Genomic DNA, 17496 nt, shown 5'->3' on the forward strand with positions numbered 1-17496 from the left:
CAGAAAAGGAAGAAGAAAAAAAGGCTGAGAGAAAGGCGAGAGGCAGGTGATGATATGGCTTCAATACAGGCAGGAATACAGCTTGTAGACAGATTTAGTGCACCGCTTATGAATATTATCAATTCAGTGAACATGGCTGTGTCGCAGATGGAAACATTGAACAATACAATGAATACAGATGTGGATGCGTCTGCCTATGAGAATATCAGAAGTGAATTGCATCAGGCGACAACGGCAGCACAGGGATTGAGAGAGGAATTATCCCAGACGGCAGTTCCGGCGGCAATGACAGAACAGACAAGCCGTGTCGGTGATGCAATCGAACAAAATACGAGAAGCCAGCAAAACTTTAATCAAAGTATGCAGGGCGGAGTATCAGGTGCAAAGTCACTTGTAGGAGCTTTAGCGGGATTATCAATAGTCAAATCAGCTATAGGTGCGGTTAAAGGTCAGATGGACGCAGCTATAAACAGAATGGATACCATGAGTAACTATAGCAGAACAATGACAGCGATTACAGGAAGTTCAGATGTTGCCACGGCATCACTTGCAAAACTTAAGGATATGACAAAAGGTACAGCCTATGGCCTTGATACCGCTGCAAGTTCTGTTCAGAATTTTGTTACAAGAGGAATGGGAACAGGTGATGCCGTAAACCAGGTAAAGGCATGGTCGGATGCCGTTGCTTTTTATGGCGACGGGACAAATGATTCTCTGCGTGAGGTGACGGACGCATTAGGAAAGATGATGACAAAAGGAAAAGTTGAGATGGACCAGCTTGACCGATTGACAGACAGAGGAATAGATGCTGTAGGAATATATGCAAAAGCAACAGGACAATCATCTTCCGTAGTGCAGTCAAATCTATCAAAGGGAACAATATCCGCACAGGACTTTATCAACACGGTATCAGGTGCTTTTGAAAACGGAACAAATGGTGTGCTTAATATATCAGGTGCCGCAAAAAAAGCAGGTGATACATGGGCAACTTCCATAGCAAATGCTAAGGCAGCAGTAACAAGAGGTCTTATCAGTGTGATAGATGGTGTAAATGAGGGACTGTCAAATGCCGGCTTTGGAACGATATTAGACGGCATAAAAAGTCTTGGCAGTACGGCTGAAACAGTGCTTAACAATGTAGGAAATATTGCATCAGGGACAATAACCCTGCTTGCTCCGGTGGCAGGCTGGATAGCAAATTGTGCATCATCTGTAATAAATAACTGGTCAACGATCAGTCCGATAGTATATGGTGTTGCGGCGGCATTGGCGGCATATGCTGCAATCATGGGTGTAGTAAAAGCAGTAGAACTTGTATCGACAGGTATAAAGATGGCAATGTGCGTGGCAGAATACGCAAAAGCGGCTGCAACAGGGACAGTGGTAGCCGCAACAACGGCAGAAACAGCCGCAACAACAGCCGCAACAGCCGCAACAAGGATAGCGGTAGCAGCAAAAACAGAAGAAACAGCCGCACAACTTGGACTAAATACTGCATTATTATCTTGTCCGCTAACATGGATCATACTCTTGATTATTGCTCTTATAGGAGTGCTTGTATTGGTTGCAGCTAAAATAGCTCGAACAGGTGGAGTTGCTAAAAGTACATTTGGTGTTATATGTGGCAGTCTGAAAGTTGTAGTATCAGTTGTAGAAAATCTTATCATAGGAGTTGTCAACACTATTATTTCATTGTTGATTGAACTTTGGAATTTAATTGCTAAACTTGCTAACTTTTTAGGAAATGTTTTTCGTAACCCCGTAGGAGCTGTTGCAAAACTCTTTTGTGACCTGCTTGATACGATTATGTCTGTTGCCCAGTCAGTTGCTCAAACTATAGATGCACTTATAGGAACAGATTTATCAGATGGAATATCTGGGGTTAGAAATCAGTTTAGTAATTATGTTGATGGGATTGTTGGAAAACAGGAAGTATATTTTAAGCCAGTTGACCCATCAAAATATATGATTAAAAGAAAAAATTATGGTGAAGCCTACAAATCAGGTTCATCATTTGGTGACGGAGTGACAAACAAAGTCAAAAATATGTTTAGTGGCAAAAAAGCTGCAACGGATATGAATAAAAATGATTATGAGAAAACTTTAAGAAAAACTCAGGGAACTAATCTGAATCAGGCTACTGCTGCAAATACCGCCGCAACTGCGAAAAACACGGCAGGCACGGCAAAGAATACGGCAAAGTCGGCACAGGCACTTACGGCAACAAGTGAGGACTTGAAATATATCCGTGATATGGCGGCACAGAAATACATAAACCGTTTTACTACGGCAAAGATAACAGTGCATCAGACAAATCACAACAAAATAAGCAAAGAACTCGACCTTGACGGTGTGACAGAGCACCTTAGAAAGACAATGGAAGAACAGATGATTTCAGCAGCGGAAGGAGTGCATATATAATGTATTCAATGTATATAGAAGATGTGCTGTTTCCTGTAACACCCGGAAAAATATCATATAAGATTGGCAATAACAATAAGACTATCACCCTTATTAACGAGGGTGAAGTCAATCTTATAAAGACCCCGGGTCTGACGGAAATAACAATAGACGAATTGATATTGCCGGTATTTCAGAAATATCCTTTTGCTCAATATGAAAAAGATGTATTTCAGAATGCGGAGTATTTTCTGGGAAAACTTGAAGAATGGAAAAAAAGCAATAAGCCGGTAAGTTTTAAATTGGTTAAAAATGTAGATTTGTATGACGGTCAGCTTGGGATTATAAACGGAACAGGGATTCATGTAACGGAAATTATTAAAGACAGGAGAAAACATTATTATGAGATTGCAACTAATTTGGAGACAGTCTTTAAGTATGTAACAATCGAAGATTACGAGATAATGGAAGATGTCGAGAGTTATGGGCTTGATATTGCCGTAAAACTTACAATGAAAGAATACCGCCAGTGGGGAATAAAAAAACTTGTGGTTAAAAAATCATCAAAGAAAGCGTCAAAAAAGAAAACAAGAAAAAACTCTAAAAGTGCGGCAAAAACCTACAAAGTAAAAAAAGGTGATACTTTGCTCAATATAGCGAAAAAACAGCTCGGCAGTTCATCAAGGCGGAAAGAGATATATAAACTCAATAAAAGCAGGATTGAACAGGCGGCGAAAAAGCATGGCAGAAAGTCATCGTCTAACGGATTGTATCTGTATAAAGGTACGGTTTTGAAACTGCCAAAGTGAGGTGTGTTATGGCGAAAGATATAGTAGATGTTGCGATTGGCGAGCTTGGATATAAGGAACAGGGGAACAATCGCACAAAGTATGGAGCGTGGTATGGCATGAATGGAGCTGCATGGTGCCATATGTTTGTTTCATGGTGTGCATATAAAGCCGGGGTGTCAGTTTCGATAGTGCCAAAGACAGCGTCAACCTCTGCCGGAATGGCATGGTTTAAGAAAAAAGGATTGTTCAGATACAAAGGCAGATATACACCAAAGCGTGGAGATATAGTATATTTCAAGACAAACAGAAGTCATGTCGGGATTGTTGAAAAAGTTTCTGGAAGTACATTACATACCATTGAGGGAAATACCTCGGACAAGGTTGCAAGGCGGACATATCCACTTTCAAATGCAACGATAACAGGATATGGTGTACCTAAATATCCAACAAAAACTACGACGAAAAAAACTAAGAGTAGTAAAAAAGAACTGGCTGGTCTGAAAAAAATCTTGAAAGAGAAAGAAACGACGCAGAAAAAGATAAGTGCCGATATAAAGGAAACAACAAAGCTTCCTGAGGGTATAGTGACTATTACTGTAGTGAATGGAAACAAGAGATATGATATACCTGCTTTGGAGGGTGCAAGTATTACATGGGAGAGAAGTGGGACACCCGGCAAGCTGACCTTTGAAACTAAGTATAAGAAAAAATATAAGATAGTTGAGGGAAACAGTGTGCTTGTTACCGTGGATAAGAAAAAGATCTTCTATGGATTTATATTTACAAGGTCATTTAAAAAAGACGGCTTTGTTACATTTACCGTATATGATCAGTTGAGGTATCTGAAAAATAAAGAAACTCTCATATATAAGAAAAAGAGGGCGGATGAAGTTATCAACATTATAGCAAAGCGTTTTAATATGAATTGTGGAAAACTTGCGAATACAGGCTATAGAATGTCAGCTATTGAGGATAACACAACGCTTTTTGATATTATACAGAACAGTCTTGATGATACCGTGCTAAGCACCGGAATGGTTTATGTTTTGTTTGATGAGGTCGGAAAGCTCCGTTTAAAAAAGATTTCCGACATGAAAGTAAATGGCTGTCTTATCGACAAGGAAACCGGTGAAGAATTTTCATATCAGACAAGTATAGACTCGGATGTATATAACCAGATAAAACTTATTTATGAGAACAAGGACAATAAGAAAAAGAAAGGTACTTATGACCTGTATGTTACAAAGAACAGTAAGAGCATAAACAGGTGGGGTGTTTTGCAATATGTAGAAAAGATTAACACACCCAAACTTGGAAAACAGAAATCGGCGGTACTGTTGAAAATATACAATAAAAAGCAAAAGACTTTGAGTATAAGCGGTGTCATAGGAAATACGAATGTGCGTGCAGGTTCGCTTGTTCCGGTTATGCTGGAGCTTGGCGACATGAAAGTATCAAATTATATGCTTGTCGAAAAGGTAACACACAAGTTTAACAACAGACAGTACACTATGGATCTTGTTGTATCGGGAGGTGGTTTTGTCAGTGGCTAATTCAAGTATTGTACAGCTTATAAAACAGATGGCGGTTGAAGCTGTGAAAGCATCAAGACCGTGTGATTATATTGTTGGAAATGTAATAGGAACAGACCCGCTTAAGATTAAAGTATCAAATTCCCTTGTAATAGAAGATGATTTTCTGGTAAAGACACGGAATGTAACTGACTATGTGCAGGAAGTAGGCGAGGGAGTGGCAAAGAAAAATGTAAAAATCTACAATTCATTAAAGGAGGGTGATAGTGTTTTGATGTTTCGCAAGGCAGGCGGACAGGAATACATTGTAGTAGACAGGATGGTGGCAGATGATACCTAATAATGAATATGACGAGGAAGTCGACGAGGAACAGGATTATGATTTTGAAGAATATGAAGAACCATCAAAGACATATGCAATGTATCTGACGGATGACAAGTCAGGGTTTCTCGGAAAGACGGATGATGAAGCGGCGGTAAAACAGGCAATTCTTAAGATCTTAAATACGGAAAGATACGCTTATGAAATATATTCGTGGGACTACGGCATAGAGCTTAATGACCTTATCGGAAAATCAATGTTGTATGTACTTAGTGAGATAGAACAGAGAGTTACTGAGGCGGTCACGGCGGATGACAGAATAGAATCAGTGGAAGATTTCGGGGCGGCAATAGTTGATAAGAAAACCATTTATATAACATTTACGGCGGTCACGGCACAAAACGAGCAGATACCTATAGAAAGTGAGGTGGAATTATAATGTTTGAAGAAAATGATTTTGATACGCTTATGGAGCGTATGCTTGAAAATGTGAGTGATGAACTTGACAAGAGAGAGGGCTCGGTAATCTATGATGCAATAGCACCGGCGGCACTTGAACTTGCAAATATGTATGTTGCACTTGATGTGGTTATGGATGAAGTGTTTGCTGACACGGCATCTTATTATTACCTGATAAAGAGGGCCGCAGAAAGAGGTATTTATCCGAAAGAGGAGACCAATGCGGAGTGTGAGCTTTTAGTAGTGCCGTCAGATACGCAGATAGCCGTAAATGACCGTTTTGCTCTGGGAGAATTTAATTATACCGTTGCTTCTGTTATAGATGCCACGCAGGGTCTTTACAGGCTTATATGTGAGACGGCAGGCAGTGCGGGAAACCAGCAGTTAGGCGGGCTCATACCTTTAGAGACAAAAGAAAATCTAAATGATATGGAGAGTGCCACGCTTACACGGATACTTATTCCAGGAGAAGATGAGGAGGATGTGGAAGTATTCAGAGAAAGGTATTTCTCGTCATTTAATCAGATAGCCTTTGGAGGAAATAAAGCGGACTATAAAGAAAAGATAAACGATATTGCAGGTGTAGGCGGCTGTAAAGTCATCAGGGCATGGAGCGGCGGCTGCAAGCCTGCCGACATGATACCGGGTGAAAATGTAACATCGTGGTATGAAAGCCAGTCAGAGAGTACACTTGGGAAAGATGTTTATTCATGGTTAAAAAATGTATATGGTGCTGCGAAAGAAAAACTTCTTACAATAGGTGGAACAGTAAAAGTAATAATCATAACATCAGAATTTAGTGTACCGTCAGATGTTCTGGTAAATACAGTACAGACAGCATTAGATCCTGAAATTTCAGGAGAGGGTGACGGGATAGCACCGATTGGCCATGTTGTAAATGTTAAAGGAGTACAGGGACACAGGATAGACATATTGCTAAATCTTGTATATAAAGAGGGTTTTACATATACGGGATTAGAAAGCAACATAAAAGATAGTATCGATGCATATTTTTCTGAACTTGCAAAGACATGGTCTGAAACTGAAAATCTGACGGTACGACTTAGCCAGATAGAATCAAGAATGTTGATGATTGACGGGATTTTGGATGTTGAAGAGGTAAAACTTAATGGTTCATCTGAAAACATAATTCTTGAATATGACGAGATACCGATAAGAGGTGATGTAAATATATGATAGAGAAAAAAAGGCTGATAGAATATCTTCCACCGTTTATAAAACAGTTTCCTGAAATGCAGGAAATAATGAAAAGTGAGAACAAGGAGACAGACATTGCCGATAAGAAAATGTCGGAAGTTCTTGATAATGCCTTTATTGAAAGCTGCGACGGGTACGGAATAAAAAAGTATGAAAATATGCTGGGAATAAATCCGTCAGACAGTGACACATTAGAACTGCGTAAAACAAGAGTATTAAACAGGTGGAATGACACGGTACCATATACATATAAAGTATTGCTGCGTCGATTAAATATATTTTGCGGAGTAAACAATTTCGATATAAGCGGAAATCTTAAAGATTATGAATTGTTTATTACCACAAATTTATTTAAACCGGGGCAGGTAAAAGAATTTGAGATAATGTTAGACAGGCTGATACCGGTAAATATATATTTGAGAACAGATAATAAAGCGGCACATGATATATCAGGAAAAGAGAGTATAGGCGGAAATGTTACTTATACAAGAATGAGAACAATAGGAAAGGCGGTGTGATAATGGAAAACATAGTGATAACAGAACAGGGCAAACAGCTTATGTCAAAAGTTATTTCAGAAACAGAGTCAATGACATTTACAAAGATAGCGGTAAGTGACTATGATTATAGCGGTATTGAGCTGCAAAATATAAGCGAATTGCAAAGCGTAAAACAGACGGCTATAATAGCCAAAATATCAAGAACAGATGGAAAGACAGTGGAAATATTAGCCGCAATAAACAACGAACAAATACCGGAGGCATATTATGTAAGAACTCTGGGTGTTTATGTAAAGGACAGCTCAGAAAATGAAATATTATATGGTATCAGTATATCGAGAGAAAATCCGGATTATATGCCTGCATATGATGGAAAAACATTGTCAGGAGTATCCTATCGTATAAATGTGACGGTAGAGGACAGTGAATATATAACAGTCAATGTAAATCCGGCAGCAGTTCCCACGATAATGCAGGTAGAGGATATAGAGACTGCTTTTAGAGAGCATACGGAGGATAAAGTTTCTCATATAACAGCGGCGGATAAAAAGAAGCTGGATGGGATAGAAGATGGAGCGAATAAAACTATTGTTGATAATGAACTAAATTCATATAGTTCAAATCCTGTGCAAAATCAAGTAGTTTATGAAGAAATGTTAAAAAGAATGGCACAAAAATGGGTTAGAAGTCATCTTTATACATTGTATGGAATAGAAGAACCGTCGTCAGTTAATGGGGCTAATACGGGTTCTCATTATCTTGATGTGAAAACAGGTAACACTTATATTATGACAAGATATACAGATAGAGGTGCACAGGCATGGACTAATACAGGGACTTTACAAAGTGTTGAAGAAATATTGAATTCTAAATTCGATAAATCAAATATAGCAAACAACCTTGTTACAACAAGAGAGGGATATGCACTTGATGCAAGGCAGTTGAATAAAAGTGTGGCGGGTAGTTTCGCCGAGAGCGTTGATAACAGTATCACTGCGTTAAATAATGCTTTAACACCTTTCAAATTTACAAATGTTGCTAGCGGAACACAAAACATTATGGCATTTTATAATTCAATTACAAAAATGATGTTTGTGAGTTTTAATTATAATATAGCTCGTGTAAATGAACCAACAAGTCTAGTTATACTTAACGACAATGCTCATACCATAGATACTGATAAATATAGATTCCCCGTTAGTGCTTGGGATGGTACAACCGGAAATATAGTATTATCGTATGGATATGTATCCGGACAAAACATATGCATATATGCTCCGCCATGCAATGAATTTAATGCTTATGCTGCATTTTTTTACCATTGCAAATAGTATTTAACTCTATATTGATTTTATATAAAGAAAGGAATGACTATTATGAAAATCAAATTAAAAGACAACACAGAACTTACGGTAACAGATGCTTGCACATCAACATCAATAGTAGCTGAGTTTATCTCAGCTGAGGAAATTGAAGATTTCCGTAAAAAACTTACAGACGAGAATTTATCATCTTTTGCATATGTAAATGATGAAGAAGAAAGTAGTGTGATAGGTGAATATCAAAATTATACCTTTGAGAGTGTAACATATGCAGAGAAAGAAAATATATTTGTTGCAACATTTAACATCCGTCAGCTCAGCAATATAGATGTGCGTCTTGCAGCCATTGAAGCAGGGCAGACTACTCAGAATGATGCCATTGCTGAGATGTCAGAGGTTATTTATAGTGAATAGAAAGGGGGTGGACGATATGGTGAAATTTTGGTCTGAGAGAATTGCATACGATTTGAATCGTATTGACGAAGTTCCGGCGAAATTAAGAGAAAAAGTAAAAAAATATATCGAACAGCATAGTGAAGCGTAAAAGCTTCTTTTTTTATGCCTAAAAAGGGCAGGAAAGGACAAAGAAATGGATAAAATACAGATTTATGCAACACAGTTAGGGTTATCAACTGTCATTGCAGCAATATCCTCAGAATGTGGATTGCTTGGCTGGCTGCTTTTTGCGGTCACTGTTGCAATGATTATCGATTTTGCCGCGGGTATGGCGGCAAGTGCAAAAGAAGCTGTTGAGCATCCAAACAACAAAAAGTATGGATGGAACAGCAAAAAAGGAATGATAGGCATTTTTAAGAAAGTTGGCTACATATTGGTGATTTTTACGGCAATGATAGTTGACTTTCTTATCTATGAATTATCCGGATATTTAGATATTCATCTACCTATGAACACATTTTTTTCAACGCTTGTGACAGCATGGTTTATTTTAAATGAATGTCTGAGTATTACAGAAAATGCCGGGCGAATGGGTGTTGCCGTACCCGGATTTCTGACAAAGATAATAGCAGTGCTTAAGGGTACAGTTGAGGAAAAAGCAGACATATTAAAGGATAAAGAGGAAAGTGAGGAAAAAGATTATGAGTAAGATAAAAGCAGTAACGGTACACGGAGGACACAATCCACAGGGTAAGATAGCTTGTGGAGCATCTGACTATATTGACGAGAGCAGAGAGGATAGAATTATTACCAAAAAGGTAATAAGACTTTTGAAAAAGAATGGTATCAAGGCATATGACTGTACAGTAAACAATGGAACCAGTCAGACAGATGTGCTCAGAAAGATTTGTGAAAAATGCAATTCCAAAACAAGAGATATTGACATCTCAATTCATTTCAACTCAGCAGTTCATCAGAAAGTGCAGGATGGTAAAACAACAGGAACGGAAGTCTGGGTGAGAGATACATCTGGTGTCAAAGGAGATTTAGCAAAGAGAATATGCAATCAGCTTTCTAAGATTGGTTTTAGAAACAGAGGTGTGAAAACAACATCGGGATTATGGGTTTTAAATAAGACTGCAAAACCTGCCTTGCTCATTGAGGTGTGTTTTGTATCGGATCCAGACGATGCAAAACTTTACAAGAAGAACAGAGATGCCGTAGCAAAAGCTATAGTGCAGGCGATTCTTAATTATAATAAGGTGCATTGAGTTTGAATGTATAAAATTGTAGAACAGCAGATAGTAGGTAACTGACCTATGGTGTTAAGCCTTGCCATACCAAAAGAGGAATAGAAAATCCCGAAAGTCTGGTACACTTTCGGGATTTTTGTTTTGTTGTCCGATACGGACTTATTCTATTGTTTTGTCTGACGACATTATATCATATGTAAAATTTGTTTGCAATATACGAATTAAAAACTGTACTTCATACTGTGTCTAATGTTGATAGCTTAGACTGGAAAAATTATGGTGTTGATTCAATCCTTACAACCGTACTAAATCACAAACACTTAGGAAAAGGTTCAATAATACTCTGCCACAATGGAGCAAAATATACGGCTAAGGCACTTCCAAAACTTATTGATAGCTTAAAAGAGAAAGGATTTGAGTTTGTAAAAATGTCCGAACTTATCTATACTAAAAATTATGAAATGGACACGGAGGGACGCCAGCACAGTATAAATAATACTGCTGCTCCGAAACAGACAGCTTTTGAACAAAGCTAGTGTGCTGACCTATTCATATTTAGCTAAATAACTTGCCTGAATTTTCATCTGCTGCGTTTTCATCAATTGCCGTAGCCCGCTACGGCTCATTCTTCCGCCTTGCAGAATGAAAAATTCATTCTGTGTCATTTAACTAAATAGCAACATGCCAGTACACTAGAAAATACCCTTGCACATAATAGAAGTATGTGCTATCATATGAAAGTAAATTAAAGAAAATTCTTCAGGGCGGGGTGTGATTCCCCACTGGCGGTATAGTCCGCGAATCGATTATCAATATCGACCGAATCGGTGAAACTCCGATACCAACAGTATAGTCTGGATGAGAGAAGATTTTGGCTTGTTTTGTTATATTATGATTTGAAATGTCATGCCCTGGGATTATCGTATTTCAGGGCTTTTTGATTTTAAAATCCGTATAGTGCAATAGCAGGCACCTCAAAGAATTTTCTGCATAAAGATCAGATAATAATATGGTAAAGTTATTATTTATTTGATCGTATTAAAGAAAGGAAGAGGAAACATGGCATCAGCAGGAAAGACATTACAATTTACAAATGATTCAAAGAAAACAGAAAAAAGAGGAAATATTAAAAAAATGACGCTTACGGCTATGCTTGCTGCTATTGCAGTCATTCTTATGTATATGGAGATACCGGTACCGTTTATGCCGGGATTTATAAAACTTGATATATCAGATCTCCCGGCATTATTTGGAAGTTTTATATATGGTCCGCTTTGCGGAGTGTTTATATGTCTTGTAAAAAATGTACTTCATTCATTTGCAACTAATACGATGTTTGTCGGTGAGATTTCAAATTTTATATTAGGCTGTGCATTTGTGATACCGGCAGGTCTTATCTATAAAAAGAAAAGTGACAAAAAAGGAGCAGTGATAGCTTCGGTTACAGGAACGGTAGCTATGTCGCTTTTAAGCATTGTGTCAAACTATTTCTTCGTATATCCTATTTATTATAATTTTATGCCAAAGGATGTGATACTGAAAGCATATCAGGCAATTTTTCCGGGAGTGCACAGCATTTTACAGGCACTTGTAGTATTCAATGTTCCATTTACTATGTTAAAGGGATTAATAAGTGTTGTTATTGCGTGGCTGTTATATCTGCCACTGGCACCTATGATGCGTATTGAAGATTAAAAACTGCATTATGTAGAAAAATTATTTTTGCAATACCGATTTTCAAAGATTAGAGTATAGGTCTAATGTTAGAAAATCGGTATTTTTAATGTTATATGAAAATGCTTGTAAAATAGTGTGACACCAGGAGCAAAACGCTGGTTGTGCTCTTTCTTAGATTATTTTTGGAAATAGCAGAGATTTACGCAGAATAAAAAATACCCCAAAAGGCTCATTTGATTTTTAAAGGTCTAAGTTGTATACTGTAAAAAAATATGAAAAATAAAATGAGGATTGGTAAGTTATGGATTTATTAACAGGAATAGTATTGATGGTGGCTTTTTTTGTTGCAGCTATTGTTCTTATTTATCTGGCGGTAAGGTCTAAGAGAGAACTTGAACGCAAGAGAGTAGATTGTACGGAAGCCGCATCAGGAACAGTTGAAAAAGTAAGAAGGATAAGTGTAAGTGGTGAAAGTTGTAATTATTATCCGACTTTTGCTTTTTTTGACGGAAATCACATAGTGCAGGAGGAGTCTAAGATAGGTTATGCAAGAGACATCTGGAAAAAGGGTGATAAAGTTCAGATAAAATTCAATGCAAATGATCCGTCAGATTTTTTTATAGTGCATGAATCAATACCGACATGGGTGTGGCTTATATCAATAGGTATAGGATTTGCGGTCATAAGTGTATTTGGAGCCGTAATATGTTATTTTGCAGCAAAATATTAAACAAAGAAGCAATATTAATCAGAGAGAAAAAAACGGTTAAGTTCATTCTTGGATTTATATTGATGGCGGTAGTTTTGACAGCGTGTGGAAGTACAAAGAAAGGCAAAGCAGACGGGTTAATCGCTTATGCAAGATTTTTCACATTATGCAAAAAAGTGCACAGAAATGAGGGTTATTATGCAAGATGAAAAAAAAATTGATGAAAGTCTTTTAGGTAATGAAAAAATCGAGGAGGCAATAAAGCTGCTTCAGGGAGAGTGCACACAGGAAATGCTGGCACATACCCTTACAGTCATAAGAAAACAGATGAGAAAAGGCGGGCAGTTTATAATTGCGGTAGAGCCGTATATATCATCTGAAAAAATAAATATTGGTGTGGTACAGTCTCCAGACGGATTAAAGTGGTGGAGTGCGTTCACAAGCTTTGATGAGGAGCTTAAAGGCGGTAATGAAGTTAAATCTACATTTTTAACAGATATAGAACAGCTTTTTAAATCGGCACTTGAAGTTGGTGAAATATCAGGAATTATATTAAACCCATGGAATCGTACAATAATGCTTGATAAAAAACTTATCAGTATAATTCTTGGAAATGAAAACAGCTAAGTTTACCGCATATGTGTGGATGCAGATAGAAAACTTAGCTTTGTAATAGTTGTTATTAAAATTATACACACTTTTTTACCTGTTGTCATCAAAGTCATATCAGCTTTATTAATTGAAAGTTTTTAACTGTCGTTATCAAAGTTATATATGATTTTTAAACTGTTATTTTTATAAATGTATATACAGGATACCATCTGAGTGACGACTATTCTGTCAGGTATAGTTATCCTGTTTTTCTTTATGATTTCATATATTATATCCGGAAGTGACTTAGGATATATTTGTTTGTCTGTTTTGCGATTGCACGGTTGTGGAGTATTAGAGTCGACGGAATGAATTTTACAGGGAGCAGACAGTTTAGGATAAGCATTATGAGGAGTAAGATACTCTTGCAGCTTATAAATCTGCTCGTTACATCGGCTGACAAAAGTTTCAAATTCATCGTGCGTTATAAGGTTTTCGTTTAGATTTTCTAAAAATTGCATTTTTTTGTGATTGAGTTGTCTGAGCCTGTTTAAGATATAGTTATTGTTTTCGGAATTATCAGATGTTTTTACGGCATAAGCAGGTTCATTTTTTAATAATTGTTTAAAATTTTCAGTGTTCTTTAGTATATTGTTAAAATCATCTGATATTATATTTAAAATTGTTGATTCACTTATTTTGTGAGAACTACACTTATCAGTACCATATCTGTTGTAGCTCCCGCATACAAAAAATATTTTATCTTTATTTTTTATCTTGACCATGGCACGCCCGCAGTCACCGCATTTTAACAGACCAGCAAGGATATGTGTATGTGAAGAAGTTTTCATTTGTCTTACATTATTTGAAAGCATACTCTGAACAATATCAAATGTCTTTTTATCAATTATCGCTTCGTGTGTATCAGGTACTATTATCCATTTTTCGTGTGGAAGTGGTGAAGCTGACTTACTGCACATCATACGGAAAGATTTGTTCTGAACCATACAGCCAGTGTATATTTCGTTTTTTAAGATACTTCTTATGCTGCTGTATGTCCAGTAGGTAGTGGAAGTTAATCTGTTTGAATTTTTATAATTAAGTCCCTGCATTTTTTTATATTCGGAAGGGCAGGGGATATTGTCTGAATTAAGGATTTTAGCTATTGTATTTTGACCTTTTCCGGAAAGATACATGGAAAAGATTTTTTTTACGATATCGGCAGCAACAGGATCAATAATAAGTTTATTGTGGTCGGTTAGGGATTTTTTGTATCCATAACACGCAAATGCACCGATAAAATGTCCTGCCTTTTGTTTAGCTCTGAAGGTTGAACGGACTTTGCTGCTTATATCACGTGGATAAAAACCATTGAATAGATTTTTTATATCTATTATCATGTCATTTGATGTGTCAATATCAAAAAAATTTTTATCTATATTGTCATCAATGGCAATAAATCTTATTTTATGTGCTGGAAAGTAATCGTGTATAAAATAGCTTGTTTTAGGACTATTTCGTCCGAGTCTCGATAAGTCTTTAACAAGTATTCCTTTGATTAGACCATGTTCTATATCGTATAAAAGTTTTTTGAAACCGGGTCTGTCAAAAGTGGTTCCACTAAAACCATCATCGATATAAAACTTTTGAATTGAGTTATTATCGAGTTTTTTTATATATTCAGTAAGTTTTAGTTTTTGATTTGAGACGCTGAGACTTTCGGCTTTGTCGCCGTCCTCATGGCTGAGCCGTATATATAGTGCCCAGCAGCAGTTTGCATTATCTGGCATTGTGTTCACTCCTGTCTGATTGTTTTGATTTTGTGTAATTGTGAAAATAATGATATATTGTGGTGTGCTAATTGTTCAAATATAACAATTTAATAGCAGATTATAATAGTTTTGCAAATGCTTAAATAAGTACACGGTCAGTGGTTCATTTTTTAGGGATAAAATATGTATTTCTGCTACAGATTTCAGCATTGGGGATTTTGTCTAATGAAAGTTTAGAATCTCTATAAGATTCAAGTTCAAAATGTATTATTTTTTTTAACAGGTTTTCTGATGAATAAAGTCCTTTGTATTCACGAATAACAATGAGCTTATCATTTTCAATTTTCATAAATCTGCTCCTTCATCAATATAATATTCCCCCATGCAGCATCAAATGAGAGTGCTATTTTGGGTTTGTCGGTATCTACACAGTAGATAGGAAGCTTCTTTTTTGAAATTGTCGATGACATGGCTTGTCTTGATGTGCTTTTTTGTGTGCCTGACATTACAAATGCTATGGCAATGCTGGCAATACATACTGTTGACAGAATATATATTCCCGTTTTAATAAAGCAATATAGTGAGGATGTGTTTTGAGTGTCAGATGAATTTTTTTCGTTAAAAAACATTTTTAGATTCAAAACGGCCTCCTGAAGAATTGTTTTTTATATTTGTATGAATTTAATAAAATAATATGCGTTGTTTGTTTACGGAACGCTTAAATGATGTTAAAATAGCATAAAAAGTAATATATAATTATTAAAATGAGGTAAGTATGGAAAATGTAAAGATTTTAGAACATCCTTTATTACAGCATAAAATTTCGAGATTAAGGGATGAAACAACGGGAACAAACGAATTTAGAGCGTTAGTGGAGGAAATAGCGATGCTTATGGGTTACGAAGCACTCAATGACCTTCCGACAGAGAATGTTGAAGTAAAGACACCGATAGAAACCTGTAAAACGCCAATGCTTTCAGGTAGAAAGCTTGCAGTAGTTCCTATATTACGTGCGGGACTTGGAATGGTCGGGGGTATAACAGCATTAGTGCCAACAGCAAAAATAGGTCATATAGGTCTGTGCAGAAATGAAGAAACACATCAGCCGGAAGAATATTATTGCAAACTTCCTGATATTATAGAAGAAAGACAGATAGTAGTGGTGGACCCTATGCTTGCAACAGGTGGTTCAGCAATAGCAGCCATTAATTTCATAAAACAACATGGCGGTAAAAACATAAAGTTTTTATGTATTATAGCAGCTCCGGAGGGAGTAAGAGTATTGCATAGGTCACATCCTGATGTGCAGATATATGTTGGACACCTTGACAGAGAGCTTAACGAAGATGCATATATATGTCCTGGACTAGGTGATGCAGGTGATAGGATTTTTGGCACCAGGTAACAGTTCAGCCATAAAAAGATAATCAGAAATACATGAGCAACTCATTGTATTGCTGGTTATCTTTTTATGATAAAATAGCCATTCATTTATGAAATGATGTAAACGAAAGCTGCATTGCAGCGGTTGACAGCTTACGAATGTAAGAAATGGAAAACTGAACTGTTACGATGTTTTTTTTGCAAAGTGAAAAAGAAAAATGTGATTGTAAAAAAATAGGAATAATGCTTGACATTGATATCTCAGTGTGATAGTATAGTTTTCGCTGTCGCACAAAGACGGCTGGAAAGTGAGAGCTTGTGCAATAGTGAAGATTTAGTATATAGCATATTTGGTTGGAACAATTCAAAAGAATTTAATTTTCATAATGAAAAAAAGTTCTTGACATGATGCCGAATATGTGATAAAATTTTATCCGTTGTCGTGATTGAGAGATTGCACAACGAAAAGTAATTTGGTTTCGTTTGAAAATGATGAAATTAAATGAAAAAAAGTTCTTGACAATATCGAAAAGATGTTGTAAGATACATATCGCTGTCGCAAAAAGCGATAAGAAACAAAGCGTGAAAGCATAAAGTTTCTTGTTGGTGCGAAAGCAGGAAGTCAAAAAGATTTCCAAGATTTTATTTTTTGAAAGACTTCAAAAAATAAAATAAAAAAGTTCTTGACAATATCGAAAAGATGTTGTAAGATACATATCGCTGTCGCAAAAAGCGATAAGAAACAAAGCGTGAAAGCATAAAGTTTCTTGTTGGTGCGAAAGCAGGAAGTCAAAAAGATTTCCAAGATTTTATTTTTTGAAAGACTTCAAAAAATAAAATAAAAAAGTTCTTGACAAGCTAAAGCAAAAGTGATAAGATATATATCGCTGACGCAAACAGCAAGTCAGTAACACTGATAAAGAAATGTCAGTGTAAAAAAGGTCGGATAAAGACCTGGAACCTTGATAATTGAACAGTAAAACAACCCTGAAAATTCTAAAATAAATTTTCAAAGTTCTTATCTAACACATGCAGATAAGAACACGCGAGGTAAATCGGATTTCTTGATGAAATTCAGACGCGAAGTTGTGAAACAACTTCTAATGGCAAAGTTTATTAAAATTTTGTCTATGCCAAGTTTTACTTGGACAGGTCAAAACTTAAACATGAG

Annotated in this window: 20 protein-coding genes and 1 riboswitch; of the genes, 17 read left to right on the top strand and 3 right to left on the bottom strand. The window is 36.5% G+C overall.

The genetic code is table 11. The annotated features are described in order from the left end of the window. Positions 1-54: 54 nt before the first annotated feature. The 16 genes from DW721_RS07075 to DW721_RS07150 all read left to right on the top strand — a co-directional run bounded on the left by DW721_RS07075 (position 55) and on the right by DW721_RS07150 (position 13206). Complete coding sequence (locus tag DW721_RS07075; RefSeq protein ID WP_118745292.1) at positions 55-2421, top strand: tape measure protein; 2367 nt, start codon at positions 55-57, stop codon at positions 2419-2421. After that, positions 2421-3209 (top strand): LysM peptidoglycan-binding domain-containing protein, encoded by a 789-nt coding sequence (locus tag DW721_RS07080; protein WP_118745293.1) that lies wholly within the window; start codon positions 2421-2423, stop codon positions 3207-3209. Before DW721_RS07075 ends, DW721_RS07080 begins: the two co-directional genes overlap by 1 nt. A gap of 8 nt (positions 3210-3217) precedes the next feature. Further along, a complete protein-coding gene (locus DW721_RS07085; RefSeq protein ID WP_118745294.1) occupies positions 3218-4744 on the top strand; it encodes a CHAP domain-containing protein in 1527 nt (508 codons plus the stop codon). Then, positions 4737-5063, top strand: coding sequence for a DUF2577 domain-containing protein (locus tag DW721_RS07090; RefSeq protein ID WP_147355387.1), 327 nt, complete (start codon positions 4737-4739; stop codon positions 5061-5063). The genes DW721_RS07085 and DW721_RS07090 overlap by 8 nt, the downstream gene beginning before the upstream one ends. Then, a complete protein-coding gene (locus DW721_RS07095; RefSeq protein WP_118745296.1) occupies positions 5053-5484 on the top strand; it encodes a DUF2634 domain-containing protein in 432 nt (143 codons plus the stop codon). The genes DW721_RS07090 and DW721_RS07095 overlap by 11 nt, the downstream gene beginning before the upstream one ends. After that, a complete protein-coding gene (locus DW721_RS07100; protein ID WP_118745297.1) occupies positions 5484-6701 on the top strand; it encodes a baseplate J/gp47 family protein in 1218 nt (405 codons plus the stop codon). The genes DW721_RS07095 and DW721_RS07100 overlap by 1 nt, the downstream gene beginning before the upstream one ends. Further along, positions 6698-7240, top strand: coding sequence for a putative phage tail protein (locus DW721_RS07105; RefSeq protein WP_118745298.1), 543 nt, complete (start codon positions 6698-6700; stop codon positions 7238-7240). Before DW721_RS07100 ends, DW721_RS07105 begins: the two co-directional genes overlap by 4 nt. Before the next feature lie 2 nt (positions 7241-7242). Beyond that, the gene (locus DW721_RS07110; RefSeq protein ID WP_118745299.1) at positions 7243-8553 is read left to right on the top strand and encodes a hypothetical protein; all 1311 of its coding nucleotides are present in this window, start codon (positions 7243-7245) and stop codon (positions 8551-8553) included. 45 nt (positions 8554-8598) lie between these two features. Continuing rightward, the gene (locus DW721_RS07115; protein ID WP_118745300.1) at positions 8599-8958 is read left to right on the top strand and encodes a hypothetical protein; all 360 of its coding nucleotides are present in this window, start codon (positions 8599-8601) and stop codon (positions 8956-8958) included. A 175-nt stretch (positions 8959-9133) separates the two neighbouring features. Continuing rightward, positions 9134-9649 carry a phage holin family protein gene (locus tag DW721_RS07120; protein ID WP_118745301.1) on the top strand — a complete coding sequence of 172 codons (516 nt, stop codon included), beginning with the start codon at positions 9134-9136 and terminating at the stop codon, positions 9647-9649. Next, positions 9642-10211, top strand: coding sequence for an N-acetylmuramoyl-L-alanine amidase (locus tag DW721_RS07125; RefSeq protein WP_118745302.1), 570 nt, complete (start codon positions 9642-9644; stop codon positions 10209-10211). The genes DW721_RS07120 and DW721_RS07125 overlap by 8 nt, the downstream gene beginning before the upstream one ends. A gap of 224 nt (positions 10212-10435) precedes the next feature. After that, on the top strand, positions 10436-10729 hold the full coding sequence (locus DW721_RS07130) for a hypothetical protein (RefSeq protein ID WP_347560359.1): 294 nt from the start codon (positions 10436-10438) through the stop codon (positions 10727-10729). A gap of 215 nt (positions 10730-10944) precedes the next feature. Then, positions 10945-11067: riboswitch (FMN riboswitch) on the top strand. Between the two features lie 185 nt (positions 11068-11252). Beyond that, positions 11253-11888, top strand: a complete 636-nt coding sequence (locus DW721_RS07135) for an ECF transporter S component (protein ID WP_118745303.1) — start codon at positions 11253-11255, stop codon at positions 11886-11888. A gap of 283 nt (positions 11889-12171) precedes the next feature. After that, entirely contained in the window at positions 12172-12600 is a 429-nt protein-coding gene (locus tag DW721_RS07140; protein WP_022014462.1) for a DUF3592 domain-containing protein, read from the top strand. Next, positions 12576-12788 carry a hypothetical protein gene (locus tag DW721_RS07145; protein ID WP_118745304.1) on the top strand — a complete coding sequence of 71 codons (213 nt, stop codon included), beginning with the start codon at positions 12576-12578 and terminating at the stop codon, positions 12786-12788. Before DW721_RS07140 ends, DW721_RS07145 begins: the two co-directional genes overlap by 25 nt. Further along, a complete protein-coding gene (locus tag DW721_RS07150) occupies positions 12778-13206 on the top strand; it encodes an SseB family protein (RefSeq protein ID WP_118745305.1) in 429 nt (142 codons plus the stop codon). The genes DW721_RS07145 and DW721_RS07150 overlap by 11 nt, the downstream gene beginning before the upstream one ends. A gap of 122 nt (positions 13207-13328) precedes the next feature. Here DW721_RS07150 and DW721_RS07155 read toward each other — a convergent pair whose 3' ends face one another. From DW721_RS07155 to DW721_RS16675, 3 genes are all read right to left on the bottom strand, one after another. Further along, on the bottom strand, positions 13329-14960 hold the full coding sequence (locus tag DW721_RS07155; RefSeq protein ID WP_118745306.1) for a recombinase family protein: 1632 nt from the start codon (positions 14958-14960) through the stop codon (positions 13329-13331). A 145-nt stretch (positions 14961-15105) separates the two neighbouring features. Beyond that, the gene (locus tag DW721_RS07160; protein ID WP_118745307.1) at positions 15106-15291 is read right to left on the bottom strand and encodes a hypothetical protein; all 186 of its coding nucleotides are present in this window, start codon (positions 15289-15291) and stop codon (positions 15106-15108) included. After that, positions 15281-15583 carry a hypothetical protein gene (locus tag DW721_RS16675; RefSeq protein ID WP_022014457.1) on the bottom strand — a complete coding sequence of 101 codons (303 nt, stop codon included), beginning with the start codon at positions 15581-15583 and terminating at the stop codon, positions 15281-15283. The genes DW721_RS07160 and DW721_RS16675 overlap by 11 nt, the downstream gene beginning before the upstream one ends. A 134-nt stretch (positions 15584-15717) precedes the next feature. Between DW721_RS16675 and upp the strand changes: the two genes are divergently transcribed. Next, the gene (gene upp / locus DW721_RS07170; RefSeq protein WP_118745308.1) at positions 15718-16347 is read left to right on the top strand and encodes a uracil phosphoribosyltransferase; all 630 of its coding nucleotides are present in this window, start codon (positions 15718-15720) and stop codon (positions 16345-16347) included. Positions 16348-17496: the final 1149 nt, after the last annotated feature.

The sequence above is a fragment of the Clostridium sp. AM27-31LB genome, from assembly GCF_003480745.1.
Lineage (GTDB): Bacteria > Bacillota > Clostridia > Lachnospirales > Lachnospiraceae > Butyribacter > Butyribacter intestini.

What these genes read in the sequence shown, in the direction of transcription:
- DW721_RS07075 (WP_118745292.1), top strand. Translation starts at nt 55, where the DNA reads ATGGCTTCAATACAGGCAGGAATACAGCTTGTAGACAGATTTAGTGCA.
- DW721_RS07080 (WP_118745293.1), top strand. Translation starts at nt 2,421, where the DNA reads ATGTATTCAATGTATATAGAAGATGTGCTGTTTCCTGTAACACCCGGA.
- DW721_RS07085 (WP_118745294.1), top strand. Translation starts at nt 3,218, where the DNA reads ATGGCGAAAGATATAGTAGATGTTGCGATTGGCGAGCTTGGATATAAG.
- DW721_RS07095 (WP_118745296.1), top strand. Translation starts at nt 5,053, where the DNA reads ATGATACCTAATAATGAATATGACGAGGAAGTCGACGAGGAACAGGAT.
- DW721_RS07100 (WP_118745297.1), top strand. Translation starts at nt 5,484, where the DNA reads ATGTTTGAAGAAAATGATTTTGATACGCTTATGGAGCGTATGCTTGAA.
- DW721_RS07105 (WP_118745298.1), top strand. Translation starts at nt 6,698, where the DNA reads ATGATAGAGAAAAAAAGGCTGATAGAATATCTTCCACCGTTTATAAAA.
- DW721_RS07110 (WP_118745299.1), top strand. Translation starts at nt 7,243, where the DNA reads ATGGAAAACATAGTGATAACAGAACAGGGCAAACAGCTTATGTCAAAA.
- DW721_RS07115 (WP_118745300.1), top strand. Translation starts at nt 8,599, where the DNA reads ATGAAAATCAAATTAAAAGACAACACAGAACTTACGGTAACAGATGCT.
- DW721_RS07120 (WP_118745301.1), top strand. Translation starts at nt 9,134, where the DNA reads ATGGATAAAATACAGATTTATGCAACACAGTTAGGGTTATCAACTGTC.
- DW721_RS07125 (WP_118745302.1), top strand. Translation starts at nt 9,642, where the DNA reads ATGAGTAAGATAAAAGCAGTAACGGTACACGGAGGACACAATCCACAG.
- DW721_RS07135 (WP_118745303.1), top strand. Translation starts at nt 11,253, where the DNA reads ATGGCATCAGCAGGAAAGACATTACAATTTACAAATGATTCAAAGAAA.
- DW721_RS07140 (WP_022014462.1), top strand. Translation starts at nt 12,172, where the DNA reads ATGGATTTATTAACAGGAATAGTATTGATGGTGGCTTTTTTTGTTGCA.
- DW721_RS07145 (WP_118745304.1), top strand. Translation starts at nt 12,576, where the DNA reads ATGTTATTTTGCAGCAAAATATTAAACAAAGAAGCAATATTAATCAGA.
- DW721_RS07150 (WP_118745305.1), top strand. Translation starts at nt 12,778, where the DNA reads ATGCAAGATGAAAAAAAAATTGATGAAAGTCTTTTAGGTAATGAAAAA.
- DW721_RS07155 (WP_118745306.1), bottom strand. Translation starts at nt 14,960, where the DNA reads ATGCCAGATAATGCAAACTGCTGCTGGGCACTATATATACGGCTCAGC.
- DW721_RS07160 (WP_118745307.1), bottom strand. Translation starts at nt 15,291, where the DNA reads ATGAAAATTGAAAATGATAAGCTCATTGTTATTCGTGAATACAAAGGA.
- upp (WP_118745308.1), top strand. Translation starts at nt 15,718, where the DNA reads ATGGAAAATGTAAAGATTTTAGAACATCCTTTATTACAGCATAAAATT.